General features: G+C 56.9%; 20 protein-coding genes. 7 read left to right on the top strand and 13 right to left on the bottom strand.

Annotation, left to right across the window (positions count from 1 at the left end; translation table 11 throughout):
* Position 1: 1 nt before the first annotated feature.
* From NYE85_RS10965 to NYE85_RS10950, 4 genes are all read right to left on the bottom strand, one after another.
* The gene (locus NYE85_RS10965) at positions 2 to 1,024 is read right to left on the bottom strand and encodes a sulfate ABC transporter substrate-binding protein (RefSeq protein ID WP_259004769.1); all 1,023 of its coding nucleotides are present in this window, start codon (positions 1,022 to 1,024) and stop codon (positions 2 to 4) included.
* Between the two features lie 224 nt (positions 1,025 to 1,248).
* Positions 1,249 to 2,148, bottom strand: coding sequence for a Dyp-type peroxidase (locus NYE85_RS10960; RefSeq protein WP_259004768.1), 900 nt, complete (start codon positions 2,146 to 2,148; stop codon positions 1,249 to 1,251).
* Positions 2,149 to 2,350: 202 nt separating this feature from the next.
* On the bottom strand, positions 2,351 to 2,935 hold the full coding sequence (locus NYE85_RS10955; protein WP_259004767.1) for an RpoE-regulated lipoprotein: 585 nt from the start codon (positions 2,933 to 2,935) through the stop codon (positions 2,351 to 2,353).
* A 146-nt stretch (positions 2,936 to 3,081) separates the two neighbouring features.
* Positions 3,082 to 3,543 (bottom strand): DUF2919 domain-containing protein, encoded by a 462-nt coding sequence (locus NYE85_RS10950; protein ID WP_259004765.1) that lies wholly within the window; start codon positions 3,541 to 3,543, stop codon positions 3,082 to 3,084.
* Between the two features lie 173 nt (positions 3,544 to 3,716).
* On the opposite strand from NYE85_RS10950, the gene NYE85_RS10945 reads away from it, so the two are divergent.
* Entirely contained in the window at positions 3,717 to 4,115 is a 399-nt protein-coding gene (locus NYE85_RS10945) for a YgiW/YdeI family stress tolerance OB fold protein (protein ID WP_259004764.1), read from the top strand.
* 38 nt (positions 4,116 to 4,153) lie between these two features.
* Here NYE85_RS10945 and NYE85_RS10940 read toward each other — a convergent pair whose 3' ends face one another.
* The gene (locus NYE85_RS10940; RefSeq protein WP_259004762.1) at positions 4,154 to 4,579 is read right to left on the bottom strand and encodes a GNAT family acetyltransferase; all 426 of its coding nucleotides are present in this window, start codon (positions 4,577 to 4,579) and stop codon (positions 4,154 to 4,156) included.
* Between the two features lie 181 nt (positions 4,580 to 4,760).
* Between NYE85_RS10940 and amiA the strand changes: the two genes are divergently transcribed.
* From amiA to NYE85_RS10925, 3 genes are all read left to right on the top strand, one after another.
* Positions 4,761 to 5,654 carry an N-acetylmuramoyl-L-alanine amidase AmiA gene (gene amiA / locus NYE85_RS10935; protein ID WP_259004761.1) on the top strand — a complete coding sequence of 298 codons (894 nt, stop codon included), beginning with the start codon at positions 4,761 to 4,763 and terminating at the stop codon, positions 5,652 to 5,654.
* A gap of 74 nt (positions 5,655 to 5,728) precedes the next feature.
* Entirely contained in the window at positions 5,729 to 6,646 is a 918-nt protein-coding gene (hemF, locus tag NYE85_RS10930) for an oxygen-dependent coproporphyrinogen oxidase (RefSeq protein ID WP_259004759.1), read from the top strand.
* A 2-nt stretch (positions 6,647 to 6,648) separates the two neighbouring features.
* Positions 6,649 to 7,098 carry a YaiI/YqxD family protein gene (locus tag NYE85_RS10925; protein WP_198773508.1) on the top strand — a complete coding sequence of 150 codons (450 nt, stop codon included), beginning with the start codon at positions 6,649 to 6,651 and terminating at the stop codon, positions 7,096 to 7,098.
* On the opposite strand, the gene NYE85_RS10920 is transcribed toward NYE85_RS10925, so the two are convergent.
* Positions 7,095 to 7,943 (bottom strand): ChaN family lipoprotein, encoded by an 849-nt coding sequence (locus tag NYE85_RS10920; RefSeq protein WP_259004757.1) that lies wholly within the window; start codon positions 7,941 to 7,943, stop codon positions 7,095 to 7,097. The two genes, NYE85_RS10925 and NYE85_RS10920, sit on opposite strands and share 4 nt — an antisense overlap.
* A gap of 158 nt (positions 7,944 to 8,101) precedes the next feature.
* On the opposite strand from NYE85_RS10920, the gene mmuP reads away from it, so the two are divergent.
* Both mmuP and mmuM read left to right on the top strand, forming a co-directional pair.
* On the top strand, positions 8,102 to 9,523 hold the full coding sequence (gene mmuP / locus NYE85_RS10915) for an S-methylmethionine permease (RefSeq protein ID WP_259004756.1): 1,422 nt from the start codon (positions 8,102 to 8,104) through the stop codon (positions 9,521 to 9,523).
* A complete protein-coding gene (gene mmuM / locus NYE85_RS10910; protein WP_259004754.1) occupies positions 9,513 to 10,454 on the top strand; it encodes a homocysteine S-methyltransferase in 942 nt (313 codons plus the stop codon). Before mmuP ends, mmuM begins: the two co-directional genes overlap by 11 nt.
* A gap of 52 nt (positions 10,455 to 10,506) precedes the next feature.
* Here the strand turns inward: mmuM and maeB are convergent, their stop codons facing one another.
* The 6 genes from maeB to NYE85_RS10880 form a co-directional block, all read right to left on the bottom strand.
* A complete protein-coding gene (gene maeB / locus NYE85_RS10905; protein ID WP_259004752.1) occupies positions 10,507 to 12,786 on the bottom strand; it encodes an NADP-dependent oxaloacetate-decarboxylating malate dehydrogenase in 2,280 nt (759 codons plus the stop codon).
* A 167-nt stretch (positions 12,787 to 12,953) separates the two neighbouring features.
* Positions 12,954 to 13,127, bottom strand: a complete 174-nt coding sequence (locus NYE85_RS10900; protein WP_259004751.1) for a hypothetical protein — start codon at positions 13,125 to 13,127, stop codon at positions 12,954 to 12,956.
* Entirely contained in the window at positions 13,108 to 13,488 is a 381-nt protein-coding gene (locus tag NYE85_RS10895; protein ID WP_259004749.1) for a hypothetical protein, read from the bottom strand. Before NYE85_RS10895 ends, NYE85_RS10900 begins: the two co-directional genes overlap by 20 nt.
* Positions 13,485 to 13,886, bottom strand: coding sequence for a M15 family metallopeptidase (locus NYE85_RS10890; RefSeq protein WP_259004748.1), 402 nt, complete (start codon positions 13,884 to 13,886; stop codon positions 13,485 to 13,487). The genes NYE85_RS10895 and NYE85_RS10890 overlap by 4 nt, the downstream gene beginning before the upstream one ends.
* Positions 13,876 to 14,202 (bottom strand): phage holin, lambda family, encoded by a 327-nt coding sequence (locus tag NYE85_RS10885; protein ID WP_259004747.1) that lies wholly within the window; start codon positions 14,200 to 14,202, stop codon positions 13,876 to 13,878. The genes NYE85_RS10890 and NYE85_RS10885 overlap by 11 nt, the downstream gene beginning before the upstream one ends.
* A gap of 283 nt (positions 14,203 to 14,485) precedes the next feature.
* Positions 14,486 to 15,427, bottom strand: a complete 942-nt coding sequence (locus tag NYE85_RS10880) for a LysR family transcriptional regulator (RefSeq protein ID WP_259004746.1) — start codon at positions 15,425 to 15,427, stop codon at positions 14,486 to 14,488.
* 399 nt (positions 15,428 to 15,826) lie between these two features.
* On the opposite strand from NYE85_RS10880, the gene NYE85_RS10875 reads away from it, so the two are divergent.
* A complete protein-coding gene (locus NYE85_RS10875) occupies positions 15,827 to 16,420 on the top strand; it encodes a lytic polysaccharide monooxygenase (protein WP_259004745.1) in 594 nt (197 codons plus the stop codon).
* A 64-nt stretch (positions 16,421 to 16,484) separates the two neighbouring features.
* Here the strand turns inward: NYE85_RS10875 and NYE85_RS10870 are convergent, their stop codons facing one another.
* On the bottom strand, positions 16,485 to 17,447 hold the full coding sequence (locus NYE85_RS10870) for a sugar-binding transcriptional regulator (protein WP_259004744.1): 963 nt from the start codon (positions 17,445 to 17,447) through the stop codon (positions 16,485 to 16,487).
* Positions 17,448 to 17,524: the final 77 nt, after the last annotated feature.

Below are 17,524 nucleotides of genomic sequence, written 5' to 3'. Positions count from 1 at the left end.
ATTACTTATGCCCTGCTGCTAATAGCCGATCCAGCTCACCACCGGTGGCGAAATGCGTTTTCATCACCTGTGGCCAGCCGCCGAACTGGTCTTCGATGCGGAACAGTTTGGTCGCCGGGAACTTGTCTTTGGCAGCCTCCATCGCCTGCTGGTCATAAACTCGGTAATAGAAGCTGGTGATCACCTGCTGCGCTGCCGGGCTATACAGATAGTTCAGATAGTCTTTAGCCGCCTGTGCCGTGCCGTTGCGTTCGACGTTTTTATCGACCCACGCCACCGGAAACTCGGCCAGAATATCCACCGGCGGTACGATCACCTGATATTTATCTTCGCCGTACTGTTTGCGGATATTATTGACTTCGGATTCAAAGCTGATCAGCACATCGCCCAGACCGCGTTCGACGAAGGTGGTAGTGGCACCACGGCCACCGGTATCAAACACCACCACGTTTTTCAGAAAACGGGTCATAAACTCGCGGGTTTTGGCCTGATCGTTGCCATCGGCCTGACTTGCGGCACCCCAGGCGGCCAGATAGGTATAGCGACCGTTGCCGGAAGTTTTCGGGTTCGGGAACACCAGTTTGACATCGTCACGCACCAGATCGTCCCAGCTATGGATACCTTTTGGGTTGTCCTTGCGTACCAGGAAGGCCATGGTGGAATAGAAAGGAGAACTGTTGTTCGGCAGGCGCGTCTGCCAGTCGGCCGGGATCAGCTTGCCGCGATCGTGCAGGATCTGCACGTCGGTGACCTGATTATAGGTCACCACATCGGCGCGCAAGCCTTGCAGAATGGCCAGCGCCTGCTTGGACGAACCGGCATGCGACTGTTTGATGGTCAGTTTGTCGTTAGGATGCTGTTGATTCCACTGCTGTTCGAAGCCAGGATTCAACGCGGTGAACAGTTCGCGGGAAACGTCGTAGGAGCTGTTGAGTAATTCAGCGGCCGAAACGGTACCGCTGGCCAACAGCGCGGTGGCCAGCCAACCTTTCAGCATGAGATTTTTAACCCGCGTTTGTTTCATTCTGCACCTTCGCTAACTAAGTCATTTCGTCGGGCTTTGCCCTGATGATGACCAGTGTATTTATAACTTGGTGCAGACCTGTAACGCTTTTATATACCGTTTAGTGATTTTCAAGCATCAAATGCTATAAGGCAGGGGCAGCGCGGCGCGCTGGCGGGGCTCGCCACGGTACCGGCAAATACGGCTCCGTGGCGTAGACGGCTTCAGTCAGTAGCGAAGCGTCATTAAAGTGACAGCAAACGCGTCAGCGAAGGGGCGAAGTAATAGCTGCCGGTCACCGCGCGGCTAAAACGCAGCATCGCATCACGCTTGCCATCCAGCTCGCCGAACATGCTCAGCAGTTGCTTTTCGATATTGTGCAAACGCGCGCAGTAGGCGATGAAATACAGACCGTGCTTGCCGCTGGCGGTGCCGTATGGCAGGCTTTGGCGCAGGATTTTCAGGCCTTTGCCGTCTTCTTTCAGATCAACGCGGCTGACGTGCGAAGTATCAGGACGCGCCTCCGGCGGCAGCTCTTCGCTGTCATGCTTGGTACGGCCGATAATCTGCTGTTGCTGTTCGGTGGTAAAGCGCGACCATTGGCGCAGGTTGTGTTCGTAACGCTGTACCAGCACATAGCTGCCGCCAGCGTCCGGATCGCCTTCGGCAATTGCCGCTACTTCGCCGCGCTGTTCGCCTTGCGGGTTTTCGGTGCCGTCGATAAAACCGCTCAGATCGCGCTCTTCGACCCAGCGGAAACCGTGGGTTTCTTCTTCGATCCGGATAGCGTTGCCAAACGCCGCCAGCGCCGCCTGCGCCAGCGTGAAGTTGACATCATGACGCAGGGACTGAATATGGATCAGCATGTCGCGCTGCGTGGCCGGTGCCAGTCCCTTGCCCAGCGCGGTGAATGGCTTCAGTTCCGCCGCACCCTGGCCGCTGGAAAGATCGTGCCAAACGTCATAACCAAAGGCGATTACCGCCCCCAGGCGCGCGTCGGGGAATTGCTGTTGCAGTTCGCTCAGCGTCTGACAAAACTGTTTGCAGCCCTGACGCAAATCGGCAAATTCGCCCTGAACCATGGCTTCCATATAAATGGCAAAACGGCAATGCTCCAGCAGGATGCCGCTCTGAACCTGTGTCATGTTGTTTTCCTTATTCCTTGATCGGGTGCCCGGCTGCGCCCCACGCGCAGATGCCGGTTACTGAATGACTGCGTTGCTGGCTGCAACTGCAACGACGGTGGAGATACACCTGGTTATCATACCGTAAGCTGGCACGATTACCTTGCCCAAACGCAAAGAAAAACGGCGAGCCCCGCCTTACCCGGCGGGCGACGGGATGACATTATTGCGCTTTGGCGTGCCAGATGATTTTGCTGACCGTCCAGCTTTTCAAGGTGTCGTCAGGTGGGATGATGTCCTGCGGCCCGGCCCATTTGCCGCTAAAAATGTACGTCACGTATTTGCTTTGGCTGGCGACGCACTCCACTTTGCCGGCGTCATCTCCGGTAGCAGGTTTACAGGCACCGAAGGCCTTGCTGTACATATCGCTGAACGGCGTGCCCAGCTTGCTGCCCCATTCGGTGGCAACGTCAGGATCCATGACGTCAACGCGCTGAACGTGCCCTTTCGGTTCGCCGCTGATCACCAGTTTGATGTCATCGCCGTCCATTGCCTGATAGAACGCGACGATCTGCCCGTTGCTGGTTCCCATGCCGCTGCGCAGGCGATAGTCGCCGTTCAGCCCGTCATTGACCGCGCTTTCCGACATCGGCGTTCCAGCATTGATCTCGCCAACGCCCTTGCCGCTCACTTCAAGGCTGCTGCCAAACCAGTTAAGAGGCGACAGGCTCGACCATGAGAAATTGGACATCGTCGAACAGCCGGTCAGGATCAGCGGCAGCCCTAATATCAGTGGGCGAATATTCATCTCGTAATTCCTTAACTTTAATGGCATAGGCCGGTTCAATTTATAAGCGTCGTGCTGCCAGTCAGCCTCTCACAACTGCTGGCACTTCGCCATCGGTTGCCAGCTTGGAGTGCGTAAAATGCGAAAAGTGCCGCAAAGCGACGGGATCAGTCGCACTCAACGCCAGGCACGAAGCAGGCCTTCAGCCGAACATTCAGCAGCAGATAAGCAAACGCCAGTACGTCCAGCAACGCCAGCACACCGTCCAGCCCCGACGCATTGCCGTCCTGCTGCCACACGCCAGTCAGCGAGCCGCCCAGCGCCGCCAGCAGTGACGCCATCAATACCCAGCGCCAGCTACGCCACAGCCGCGGCCACTGCGCGCGCCGCCCACTCAGCAAGAATGCCAGCGCCGCCGGCAGCCCAAGGGCGATGCCGAACCAAAAGCGTTGGGTCTCGGGATAGAACAGTTGTAGCATGCTCTCCCCCTGCTGGCGTGACGCGCCAGCCATTACAAACAGCAGCCAGGTACGAGCCTGCAGGATCAACACCCCCCAAAACCACAGCGGTAGTCGCAGCAGGCCGTGCTGATCGTAATCATCGGGGGAAAATATCGGGGCTGGCTTCACTGCCGCTTCCTTGTTAATACGTCTGTTCTCCACAGATGGGTGCACTCGTTTACCTTTTCAATGCGCCAGCTTAAGAAGCTCTTAATATCCATATGCTTTAATTAACCTACCAAGCAAGCCAACCCCGGTGGTCGGGGTTAATGATTCACTGACCAAGATAAGGAAGCTTAACGATGAAAAAACTGACTCTGGCGGCATTGATCGCCCTGTGCAGCACCCCGGTTCTGGCTCAACAAGGTGGTTTCAGCGGCCCAGGCGCACAGCAAACCCAGACGGCGGCCGGTCAGCAAGGCGGCTTTTCTGGCCCAAGCGCAGCGCTGACCACGGTGGATAAAGTGAAATCAATGAGCGACGATACCTGGGTGATGCTGCAAGGCAACATCGAGCAACGCGTCGGCGACGACACCTACACCTTCCGCGATGCCAGCGGCACGCTGACCGTCGAGATCGACAACAAGCGCTGGAACGGTCAGACCATCACCCCGAAAGACAAAGTGCAGTTGGAAGGGAAAGTGGACAAAGACTGGAGCAACGTCGAAGTTGACGTGAAAAACCTGAAGAAAATACGGTAATCGTTGCCGCGGGCGGTAGATAATCCGCCCGCTCCCCTTCAATATTCCTGATCTTCAATCAGCCGTTTACCCAGGCTGGTAATGCCCTGGATCTCATAGCCCAGTTTTTCGTACATTTCGATCACGGTATCGTTATCTTCACGCACCATCAGTTGAATCTTTGGGCAACCGCGCGCCATCAGTTTTTTTTCCAGTCGGCTGATCAGCGCATTGGCAATGCCGCGTCCACGGTAGTCGGGATGCACGCCGAGGTAATAGGCCGAACCACGATGGCCGTCATATCCCCCCATTACCGATCCCACCACCTCACCGCCCACTTCTGCCACCAAAAACAGGTCGGCGTCATGATGCAGCTTGCGCTCGATATCCATCTCCGGATCGTTCCATGGCCGCAGCAAATCACACCGCTCCCAGAGGGTGATGACTTCTTCAAAGTCGTCTTGTCGAAATACGCGAATTTCCATCGTTGTTCGCCGCTGTTAATTAAGATGTTTATCTGATTATCGCGTGATTATTCACTTACGCAATATCAAACTGATAATTCGCGGTAACAATGTTAATAAATGGAAATAGTTATCAAGTCGATAAATGAAGTTTAATACGATATAACGTTGCAAAATCATCTTTGCGGCGGAGCGCAACGTCATGAAAAATAGTGTAAATTCCTTTCGGCATTTTAAACCGTTAGCCGTTTCCACCACCCGCCGCCAGCTGTTGCTTTCCAGTCTGGCCCTGGCGCTGGTGGGTGCTAAATCCAGCGCCAGCCAAGCCGCTGAGCCCCCCGCTACGTTGCGGCACAGCGCGCGCGGCAAGACGGCGGCCAAAGCGCCCGGCAGTAAACGGCTGGTGATGATCGACCCCGGCCACGGCGGCATTGACTCCGGCGCGGTGGGCCACGAGGGTTCGCAGGAAAAACACGTGGTGCTGGAGATCGCCAATCATGTACGCCGTTTCCTGCGGCAACATCGCCAGCTCGACGCGCGTCTGACGCGGGAAGAGGATGAATTTATTCCGCTGTACCAACGGGTGGAAATTGCCCATCAGCATCAGGCCGATCTGTTCGTTTCCATCCATGCCGACGGCTTCACCAGCCCCAGCGCCAGCGGTGCCTCGGTGTTTGCGCTGTCCAACCGCGGCGCCAGCAGCGCTATGGCCCGCTACCTGTCGAAACGCGAAAACGCCGCCGATGAGGTCGCCGGCAGCAAGTATCGGCAGCAGGACAATTATCTACAACAGGTGCTGTTTGATCTGGTGCAGACCGATACCATCAATAACAGCCTGACGCTTGGCCGCCATGTACTGGGGCAGATTCGCCCGGTGCATCATTTACACAGCCCAGGCACCGAGCAGGCGGCATTTGCAGTTTTGAAATCGCCATCGATACCGTCGATTCTGGTGGAAACCTCCTTCATCACCAACCCTGAGGAAGAGCGCCTGCTAGGCACCCACGCATTCCGTGAAAAAATCGCCCGCGCCATTGCCGATGGCATCGTCAATTTCTTCGATTATTACGACACCCACCGGCGTAAACCGCGCTAAGCGCTGCCAGCGCGGCGAATTGCGGGTATACTTGGCGGCTTATCGGAATTGGTATAAGGCTGTGAACACCCCCTATGAGTTTACCTGACATCGCTGAAGTAAAATCCTTCCTGCTGGCGCTGCAAAAACGCATTTGTCAGCAATTGGCGCAGGCCGACGGCGGCGCCGAGTTTACTGAAGACCGCTGGACACGGGCAGAAGGCGGTGGCGGCCGCAGCCGGGTGCTGACCAACGGTACGGTGTTCGAACAGGCCGGGGTGAACTTTTCACACGTTTCCGGCGCAATGCTGCCGGCTTCCGCCACCGCGCATCGCCCCGAACTGGCCGGCCGCAGCTTCCAGGCAATGGGCGTGTCGCTGGTGATCCATCCGCTCAGCCCCTATATCCCCACCAGTCATGCCAACGTGCGTTTTTTCATTGCTGAAAAGCCGGGCGAAGCGCCGGTCTGGTGGTTTGGTGGTGGTTTTGACCTGACGCCCTATTACGGCTTCAAGGAGGACGCGGTGCACTGGCACCGTACCGCCCAGCAGCTGTGCGCTCCGTTCGGCGAGCAGGTTTATCCACAATACAAAAAATGGTGCGACGATTATTTCTTCATCAAGCACCGCAATGAAGCACGCGGTATCGGTGGGCTGTTCTATGACGATCTGAATTCGCCGGATTTCGACCACTGTTTCGCCTTTACCCGCGCGGTCGGCGACGGCTTCCTCGACGCCTACCTGCCGATCGTCGCCAAACGCAAGTCTATGGCCTGGGGCGAGCAGGAGCGCCAGTTCCAACTCTATCGCCGTGGCCGTTACGTCGAATTCAATCTGGTGTGGGATCGTGGCACGCTGTTTGGCCTGCAAACCGGCGGCCGCACCGAATCCATTTTGATGTCAATGCCGCCGCTGGTGCGCTGGGAATATAACTACCAACCGGCGCAAGACAGCCCGGAAGCGGCGCTGTATCGTGACTTTCTACCGGTACGCGACTGGCTGGAGGAGCAGTAATCATGCAGATCTGGGTCGATGCGGACGCCTGTCCGAACGTGATCAAGGAAGTGCTGTTCCGTGCAGCCGATCGTACCGCCACGCTGGTCACGCTGGTGGCCAACCAGCCGCTGCGCACGCCGCCGTCAAAATACCTGCGCACGTTGCAGGTAGCCGCCGGTTTTGACGTGGCGGACAACGAAATCGTCCGCCGTTGCGCCGCCGGCGATCTGGTGATCACCGCCGATATCCCGCTGGCGGCCGAAGTGGTGGAAAAAGGCGCGGTGGCGCTGAATCCACGCGGTGAACGCTATACGCCAGACACCATCCGCGAACGGCTTAACATGCGCGACTTTATGGATACCCTGCGCGCCAGCGGCATACAGACCGGCGGCCCGAATGCCCTGAGCCAGCGCGATCGCCAGCTGTTCGCCAACGAACTGGATAAATGGCTGGTTCAGGCCAGACGCTAATGCGCCGCCGGTAACACCCACTGGTAATCCGCATGGGCCTTGCTCACCTCCGCGCCCGGCTCTACCAGCATCAATACCGCCGGCCTCACCGCCGGCTGCATATCTTCAATGTGCAACGGTACCCCCACCACTTTTGAGGCATGATAGGCGCCGGCAATCAGCAGGCTTGGGGTGGGCGCCGCCAACAGCCGTTGCGCCATCCGCCGATCGCGCTGCTGCTGGATGGCGACCATCGCCTGCAACTGCGGCGCGTCAAGCTTGCCACCATGTGCCTGCTCAATGGTTGTCGCCAGCGCCTGGCGCACTGCCGCCGACGTTGAAACCACCCCTGGCGGCAGTTGAGGATGCTGATAAAACGCCTTGATTTCACTACGATCCAGATTGGCTGACATCAGCGGATACGGCGCCGCCAACGCGGCGGTTACCAACGCGCCATACTGTGACCACGGCCAGCCGGCCTGCCAGCCCAGCCGAGCCGGCAAGTCGTTGTACTTCGTCGTTGCACCGGCTCGCCATTGCTGCTGTAGCGCATCGACCCGCGCCTGCTGGTCGGGATTGATCATCTCCAACAGCAGGCTGCCCTGCGGCCGCTGCTGCGGCAGGCGTTGTAGCAGCCACAGCTCAACGCGATGATGATCGGGGTTATCATGCTTCTCGCCGACGATCAATCGCGGTGCCGCCGCCAGCCGGTCCAGCAGCTGCGCCGGCGTCAAGCTCTGGCCGGTGTGTAAATCGGTTATTTTTCCCGGCAGCGCCGCTGCATCAACCTGATTGGCAGGCGAGTTCGCCGGTGAATGACTACAGGCCGCCAGCATCAGCGCCACAACAAAAACCCACAATTTCATCTTGTCACCTTTTTACAAAACGTCCGGCCATTATAGATAACAATTATCATTTACAAACAACAAACCGCCCCTGGCGATGTACTATGCATTGATTTCATTACGCAGAGCGGGTATAACGATTAGCCATTTAGCTGCTTAGACGTCTATACGGATACAATATGAAGCAATCACCTACGCCTGCTGAAGGGCAGTTCAAACGCACCATGAAAGCCCGGCATCTGGTGATGCTGTCGCTGGGCGGCGTGATCGGCACCGGGCTGTTTTTCAACACCGGCTATATCATTTCCACCACCGGTGCGCTCGGCACGCTATTGGCCTATATGATCGGCGCGTTGGTAGTTTATCTGGTCATGCTGTGCCTCGGTGAGCTCTCCGTTGCCATGCCGGAAACCGGCGCGTTCCACGTTTATGCCTCCCGCTATCTGGGCCCGGGCACCGGCTACACCGTGGCGTGGCTGTATTGGCTGACCTGGACGGTAGCACTCGGCTCCAGCCTGACCGCCGCCGGCTTCTGCATGCAGTATTGGTTCCCGCAGTCGCCGGTGTGGCTGTGGTGCCTGGTATTCTGTATTGCCATCTTCTTGCTGAACGTGGTGACAACCCGCTTCTTTGCCGAGAGTGAATTCTGGTTTTCGCTGATCAAGGTGATCACTATTTTGGCATTCATCGTGCTTGGAGGTGCGGCGCTGTTCGGCATCATCCCGATGAAGGACGGTACTCCGGCGCCTTTCCTGCATAATCTGACCGCCTCAGGCTGGTTACCCAACGGTACGCTACCGATCCTGATGACCATGGTGGCCGTCAACTTTGCCTTTTCCGGTACCGAACTTATCGGCATTGCCGCTGGCGAAACCGAAAATCCGGAAAAAGTGGTGCCATGGGCAATCCGCACCACGGTAATCCGCCTGATGGTGTTCTTTATCGGCACGGTATTTGTGCTGGCGGCGCTGTTACCGATGGAACAGGCCGGCGTGGCAAAGAGCCCGTTCGTGCTGGTGTTTGAACGCATTGGCGTGCCTTACGCCGCCGATATTTTCAACTTCGTTATCCTGACCGCCATCCTGTCTGCCGCCAACTCCGGCCTGTACGCCTCTGGCCGCATGCTGTGGTCGTTGGCCAATCAACGCACCCTGCCGGCCTATTTTTCACGCGTCAACCGGCGCGGCATTCCATTCAACGCCCTGACCTTCAGCATGCTCGGCGGCGTGCTGGCGTTGCTGACCAGCGTGATCGCGCCGGACACGGTATTCGTTGCCCTGTCGGCCATTTCCGGCTTTGCGGTGGTCGCCGTCTGGCTGAGCATCTGCGCCGCGCACTACGCTTTCCGCCGTGAGTATTTACGCAGCGGCAAACCGCTTTCCGGGCTGAAATATCGCGCTCCCGGCTATCCGCTAACGCCAATCGCCGGCTTTACCCTGTGTCTGCTGGCCTGCATCGGTTTGGCTTTTGACCCCGAGCAGCGTATCGCACTGTATTGCGGCTTGCCGTTTGTCGCCGTGTGCTACGGCGGGTATTATCTGACCCGCCGCGCCGCCGGGGAAAAAACATTACTGAATGCAGGAGAAGAACATGTCGGTTAACAACCCGCTCGCCCCACTGCTGGCCGATGGCCGCTCACTGATTTTAGACGGTGCGCTGGCAACCGAACTGGAAACCCGCGGCTGCGATCTCAGCGATCCGCTGTGGTCTGCCAAGGTGCTGATCGAAAATCCCGATCTGATTTACCAGGTCCATCTGGATTATTTCAACGCCGGCGCGCAGTGCGCCATTACCGCCAGCTATCAGGCTACACCGCAGGGGTTTTTACGCCGAGGGCTGGATGAACAACAATCATTGGCGCTGATTGCCAAAAGCGTGCGGTTGGCGCAACAGGCGCGCCGCGATTATCTGGCGCAGCAGCCACAGGCCAAGCCATTGCTGATTGCCGGTTCGGTGGGGCCGTACGGCGCGTTTCTTGCCGACGGATCGGAATACCGCGGTGACTACAGGTTGCCACCGGCAGAGATGATTGCCTTCCACCGGCCGCGCATTGCCGCGCTGGCTCAGGCCGGCGTCGATCTGCTGGCGTGCGAAACGCTGCCGTCGTTCGATGAACTGCAAGCACTACTGACGCTGCTGCGCGACTTCCCGTCGCTCGGCGCCTGGTTCTCCTTTACGCTGCGCGACAGCCATCACCTCAGCGACGGTACCCCGCTGACCGAGGTTATCTCCCTGCTAAAGCACAACCCGCAGGTACTGGCACTCGGCGTCAACTGCATCGCGCTGGAAAACGTCACGCCTGCGCTGCAGACGCTGGCGACCTTGACCTCGCTTCCGCTGCTGGTCTATCCGAACTCCGGCGAACACTACGACGCGGTGAGCAAAACCTGGCACGCCTGTGGCGGCGAGCACGGCAGCCTGAGCGAACAGGCAGGCGACTGGCAGCAGATCGGCGCACGCCTGATCGGCGGCTGTTGTCGTACTACCCCCCAAGATATCCGGGCGATTGCCGCACGCCTGACCGCGCGCTAAAAAAAACGGGGCGAATCGCCGTTCGCCCCGTGGTTATCTCACCATTGTGCCATCACAATGGCGTGGTTTGCGCCTCGACCACCGCCAGCGCCACCATATTGACGATGCGGCGCACCGAGGCGATCGGCGTCAGGATGTGCACCGGCTTGGCCACCCCCATCAGCACCGGCCCCACCGTAACCCCTTCAGAAGAAGAGACTCGTAGCAGGTTATAGCTAATGCGCGCCGCTTCCATGTTTGGCATGATCAGTACGTTGGCCGACCCTTTTAACGGGCTGTCCGGCATCAGATCGTGACGAATGCTTTCCACCAGCGCAGCATCGCCGTGCATTTCGCCGTCGATTTCCAGCTCCGGTGCCATGGCGTTGACCAGTTCCAGCGTTTTACGCATTTTACGCGCCGCCGGGCAGTCGGAGGTGCCGAAACTGGAGTGCGACAGCAGCGCCACCTTCGGTTCAATACCGAAGCGACGTACGGTTTCTGCCGCCATCAGGGTAATTTCCGCCAGCTGTTCCGGCGTAGGATCGTCATTGACGTAGGTATCGGCGATAAAGGTGTTGCCGCTTGGCAGCAGCAAGGCATTCATCGCGCCGGCAACGTGAGCACCCTCGCGGAAGCCGAACACGTTTTTCACCACATCATAATGTTCGTGGTAGCTGCCAATGGTGCCGCAAATCATCGCGTCAGCCTCACCGCGATGCAGCATAATGGCGGCGATCAGCGTCGGATTGCCGATCACCGCGCGACGCGCCTGCTCTTGCGACACGCCGCGGCGTTTCATGATCTGGTAGTACTCACCCCAGTATTCCTTGAAGCGCGGATCGGATTCGTTGTTTACCACTTCGAAATCCTTGCCCGGGATCATTTGCAGACCCAGCTTCTTCAAACGCATTTCGATCACGCTTGGACGCCCAACCAGAATAGGGAACGCCAACCCTTGCGAAATCAGCTCCTGGGTGGCATGCAGTACGCGTTCTTCTTCGCCCTCCGCCAGCACCACGCGTTTCACCTCTTTCTTCGCCTGCGAAAAAATCGGCTTCATGAACAGGTTGGTTTTGTAAACGAACTCGCTGAGTTTCTCAACGTAGGCATCGAAGTCCTCAATCGGCCGCATCGCCACGCCGGACTCCATCGCCGCCTTGGCCACCGCCGGCGCAATCTTGACGATCAGGCGTGGATCGAACGGTTTGGGAATGATGTACTCCGGCCCGAACGACAGATCCTGATCGCCATAGGCCGAGGCCACCACGTCGCTCTGTTCAGCCAACGCCAAATCGGCGATGGCGTGTACGCAAGCCAGCTTCATTTCCTCGTTGATGGTCGTCGCGCCCACGTCCAGCGCGCCGCGGAAGATGAACGGGAAGCACAAGACGTTATTGACCTGGTTAGGGTAGTCGGAACGGCCGGTACAAATGATGGCGTCCGGACGTACCGCCTTGGCCAGCGGTGGCAGAATTTCCGGCTCCGGGTTGGCCAGCGCCATGATCAGCGGATCCCTGGCCATGGTCTTCACCATCTCCTGCGTCAGCACGCCGGGCCCGGAACAGCCAAGGAAAATGTCAGCGTTCGGGATGGCGTCCGCCAACGTGCGCTGGCCGTTGTCGTCAATCGCGTATGCCGCTTTGGTTTCTTCCATTTTGGCGTCGCGACCTTTGTAAATCACGCCCTTGGAGTCGCACACCGTAATGTTCTGCTGACGCAGGCCCAGCGCCACCAGCAGGTTGAGGCAGGCGATCGATGCGGCGCCGGCGCCGGACACCACCAGCCGCACGTCGGAAATGTTTTTCTTCACTACCCGCAAACCGTTAAGCACCGCCGCAGTGGTAATGATTGCCGTACCGTGCTGATCGTCATGGAAGACCGGGATCTTCATGCGCTCGCGCAGTTTCTTCTCGATATAAAAACATTCCGGCGCTTTGATATCTTCCAGATTAATGCCGCCGAAGGTTGGTTCCAGCGCGGCAATCACGTCGATCAGCTTGTCAGGGTCGAGCTCGTCGACCTCAATGTCGAACACGTCAATGCCGGAAAACTTCTTGAACAGCACACCCTTGCCTTCCATCACCGGCTTGCCGGCCAGCGCGCCGATATTGCCCAGCCCCAGCACCGCCGTCCCGTTGGAGATCACCGCCACCAGATTGCCACGCGCGGTGTACTTGTAGGCTGCCAGCGGATCGGCCGCAATTTCCAGGCAGGGTGCGGCGACGCCCGGCGAATATGCCAGCGCCAGATCGCGCTGCGTGGCCAGAGGTTTGGTTGGCGATACCTGGATCTTCCCTGGGACCGGAAACTGATGAAAATCAAGAGCACTCTGTTTGAGCTGTTCGTCCATTATGGGTTCCTTTGCTTTTTTACTTTTATGTTGAGGTAAGACTTTTTGGCTAAACCAGTATAGTGAGAGAATCGTCACAAACTTTGAAGCGCGCCATAACCTTGATCGAAATTCTCTTCTAACCGCTAAAAACAAGTAACACAGGACGAAACAGAATAAAACCGTGGTTATGGTGCCGGCAATCCGGCGCGCCACAGATTGAGCGCCGCCACCCGGCCGGCGCAGAGCCGCAGCGCCACCTGCAATGCCAGGGTATAATCCACGGCGTCTCCCCAGGTATCGCCCGACAGTTGCGGTTGTACGCAAGGGGTAAACACCGCTTCAGGGGGCAGCAGCACCATCGGGGATGGTGGCGTTGGCTGGGCGCAGGAGCTCAAGCACAGCGTCAGGCATAGCGCGGCCAGCGCAGGCGTCATGTTTAATTGCCTCACGGTATTTCCTCCGATGATTATCGCTTTGCTGGCGCAGTTGCTGCTCCTGTTGCTGCAACCGCGCCATCAGCGCACGATTCTGCGCCTCCTGGGTTTGCAGCGTGGTGATAAGCAACGCCTGCTGCGCTACGGTTTTCTGCTGGTCGGCCAGCCGCTGCTGCGCCAGCGCCAGCCGGTGCGACTGCAACGAGCCGTATCCCCACAGGCCTGCGGCCACCAGCAACAAGGTCAACAACGCCCCCGGCAGCAGTTTTTGCCACCCGACGCTCATGCCGGATAATCCTTGGCCGCCAACTGGAAATGCGGCCCGTCCCTCAGCGATTGCCAGGCACCGCCCCATTCGACCTGGACACCCAATTCGCGCGCTGCGCGGCGTACCGCTATGGCGATCTGCGCATAATAGTCCCACTCCCACGACACCACGCCCGCCGGCATTGCCACCACATCCACCGCATGCCCGGTCAGATGGCGGCTGTTCAGCGTCTGGCTTTTACCGCTGCGTACCAGCTCGCGCTGCCGCTCGATGTTGCGCCGTCCTTCGGTAATGGCAAACGGTACCAGCGAGTAATTGAGTGCCAATCGCATAACGCGAATCAGATCCGCATGGACATCTTGCAGCCGCTGTTCGCTACGGGCGGAAAACCGCGTCGGTTGCGCTTCACTTAACATTTTTAACCCCCGTTTTCTTACCAATCAGTTTTTTAATTAACCCACTGATATAATCCGCACCAAGAAAGCCGATTAATACGCTGGCGATATTCGCCCATTGCAATTCCCACCCCATCAATGACAATGCATCGCGTACCGTCCATGCCAGCAATGCGCACATCCCGGCGTTTAGCAAACGCCGGCGGATAGCCACGTTTTTATAAGCCCCCTGTAATAACGCCATGCTGCCTGCCAATATGGCATTCAATGCCGGCTGTAAATATTCGCACACGTGTAAAATGAGTAAGCTAACCCCGTCTGGCTCTAAGCTGGACATCGCTCCCCTCCTGTTTTTATTACCCACCGGACAGCGCCGGCAGGTCATCACCGATACGTTAAAAGCTAATAAACAAACCTATTGCAACGCAAATGAATTAATAATGTTCTAATTATCAAAAAACATCACAACGAAAAACAGGCTGATTTATAAAACATCAACATGGCATAATGATAAAAATAAATCCTGCAACGACATTGCCTATTGGTTATTAATTTGTGGGCAAAACGCTATTTATTGCCGCGTCCTGCCCGTAATAAGGTCAGTTATCTTGATACGGCGTTTAACTGTGGCGCCAAGGGTAACCGCCATCGCGCACTACTTCGCGCCCAATCAGACTGTGAACGTCGCTGCTACGCGTCAACCGCTCATGCCACCAGTTGAACCCGGTCCCTTTACTGGCCGGGTGCCAGGCCAGCCAGATCATCTCGTCACCCTTTTGCACCTCCACCGGCACCGCAACCAGTGCACCGCTGGCCAGCTCTTTTTCGATCAGCGTCGGCGGCAGGAAGCCATGCCCGATGCCACGCTTGAGCAACGCCAGTTTACTTTCCACGTCACACACCGCCAGTTGCCGCTGCAACGGTAAAATGCCGGCGTTGCGTTTTGGCAACTGATGGCTGCTGTCGGCGATGGTGACCACAATGTCATTCAACCGCTGATTGTTGCTGACCGGTTTTTTCTGCGCCGCAAAAGTATGCGAGGGTGAAACGCACAGCACAAAGTTCAGCTTGCCGAGCATCAGCGTTTTCGCCTGCACGCCGTCGGGGACTTGGCCAATGGCGACGATCAGGTCGGCACGGTTATCTTTCAGCGCGTCCCAGGTACCGTTCAGCGCCTCACGTTGCAGCGAAATATTGGCACCGGGACAATGGCCAATAAAGTCGCGGATATCCTGGGTGATGGTGTCCAGTGGCAACAGTTTGTCCACCACGATGCGAATATGACTGTCCAGCTTAGGGATATTTTTGACGCGACTTTCCAGATCCTGCACCGCGTTTAATATCCAGCCGCCCTCTTGCAACAGGAACTCCCCTTCATCGGTCAGCGACACCATCGGGCCATTGCGGTGAAAAAGCTTCACGCAAAGCTTACTTTCAATATTGGCAACGCGGTACGAGATGGCGGACGGCGTTTTATGCAAGGCTTCCGCCGCCATCGAGAACGAACCGGTACTTTTAATGGTGCTGATTATTTTAATCGCATCCAGGGATAATCTAGTCATACAAATTCCTCTTTAAAATAACAACAAGAAAAATGACACTAAATTCCCAAAGGCGTTGGCACGTAAAAATAGTTCAAACACAGCAAAAATACTGCCACAGGAAATATACTCCACTCACGACCTAGACAGTTGAAAGAGTATTCATCCCTTCCATTAATAAACTTCATCATGGCGTCAGCCAGCTCACCTTGCTGATAAAAAACCTGAACCAGAAAGCAAAAAAAATCACCTTAATAAATTCAGTTAATAGCCTATAAAACATTCCTCTCTGACCGTTTTTAACCGGTGGTAAAAATACAACAAGCCGGCCAGTTTTCTGCATTTCTAATTTTTCTCTGGCAAAAAACGCCGCCGGTGAAAACAAGCCCAGTTAAACAACATTTTTCAACAGGAGTCATTATGAACGCTACTTCCCGTACCCTACTGTCCGTCGGCCTGCTTGGCGCAGCGATGTTTGGCGTTTCCCACCAGGCCAGCGCGCATGGTTATGTCGAGTCGCCGGCCAGCCGTTCGTATCAGTGCAAGCTGCAACTGAACACCCAGTGCGGCAGCGTACAATATGAACCGCAGAGCGTGGAAGGCCTGAAAGGCTTCCCGCAAAGCGGGCCGGCAGACGGCCATATCGCCAGCGCCGACAAATCCACCTTCTTCGAACTGGATCAGCAAACGCCAACCCGCTGGAACAAGCTGAACCTTCACAGCGGCCCGAACGCCTTCACCTGGAATCTGACCGCGCGCCACAGCACCACCAGTTGGCGTTACTTTATTACCCGCCAGGGGTGGGATGCATCACAACCCCTGACCCGTGCCGCGTTTGATCTGACGCCGTTCTGTCAATTCAACGACGGCGGCGCAATCCCGGCGGCCAAGGTGACTCACCAGTGCAACATACCTGCAGATCGCAGTGGTTCGCACGTTATCCTTGCCGTGTGGGACGTAGCCGACACCGCTAACGCGTTTTATCAGGCGATTGACGTCAATCTGAGCAAATAATCGGTTGGAAAGGCGACGGGTTCAGCATTACGCTGAACCCTTTTTTGTGCGGGGAATCTGCCGCTTACTGCGACATGTTCAAGATGGTGCGGACGTTGAGGGCACTGGTGGCAATGATATCAATCGCGCCGGTGCGCAGTGCGCCGAGGATCGCCAGCGCTTTGGTATTTTCGGCAGCAATGGCGATCACACAGGGGATTTTACGCAGTTCGTCGATGCTCAGGCCAATCACCCGATCGTTCATTACCGTGTCGACGTGCTGCCCCTGCGCATTGAAGAAATCATAACCGGCTATATCGCCAATCACTCCCTGGTTCAGGCTGGCGTCGATAATTTCATGTGGCGTAAACCAGCCCAACTTGACCATATAGCTGTTTTCGTTCATGTCGCCGATACCGACCAGCGCCACGTCAGCCTTGCGCGCCCGATCCAGCGTTTCCTTGATGGTGCCGTTTTGCATAAAGGCCTGTTTGAGCGCCCGGTTTTCAACATAGGCGGGGGCGTACAGCGTTTCGCTGCTGCCGCCAAACTTCTTCGCCAGTCGGCGGCTGATATGATCGGCGTTGATCGCATCGCCAGGGCGGTGCGTACCGCCAATGCCGCAAATAAACTTGCAGTTGCGCTCAGCCACGCTGCCGATGTGATCGGCGATGGCCGCGACATTGCGCCCCTGGCCCACCGCCAGCACCATATCATCCTTCAGCGACATCGCCAGATAATTGGACACCAGCGCGGCCACCTGCCGCCGCTGTTCATCTTCGTCCTGATAATCAAGCGCGATCAGCGCACGACTAATCGGGAAGCGCTCGAGCATTTGCTGCTCAAGCCGAGTGCTGAACACCGGGTGATAGCGCACCGTGATCTCGACGATGCCCTCTTCTTTGGCGCGTTTCAGCAAACGGCCGACTTTAATGCGCGAAATGCCAAACTTTTTTGCGATCTCTTCCTGTGTGATCTCGTCCTGATAATAAGCAACGGCAATTTCAGTCAGTAGTTCGTTATCCTGGGACACTGTTTGTTTTTCCATCCGTTACACGTTTCCCCACGGCAAGTTTGGCCAGTTATTAACGGCAATGGGTTCAGCATGCTAAACCCATGGATCAA

The sequence above is a fragment of the Serratia sp. AKBS12 genome, from assembly GCF_024793895.1.
Lineage (GTDB): Bacteria > Pseudomonadota > Gammaproteobacteria > Enterobacterales > Enterobacteriaceae > Serratia_F.
The sequence above is the reverse complement of the archived record's forward strand: the minus strand, read 5'-3'. Positions and strand labels throughout refer to the sequence as shown.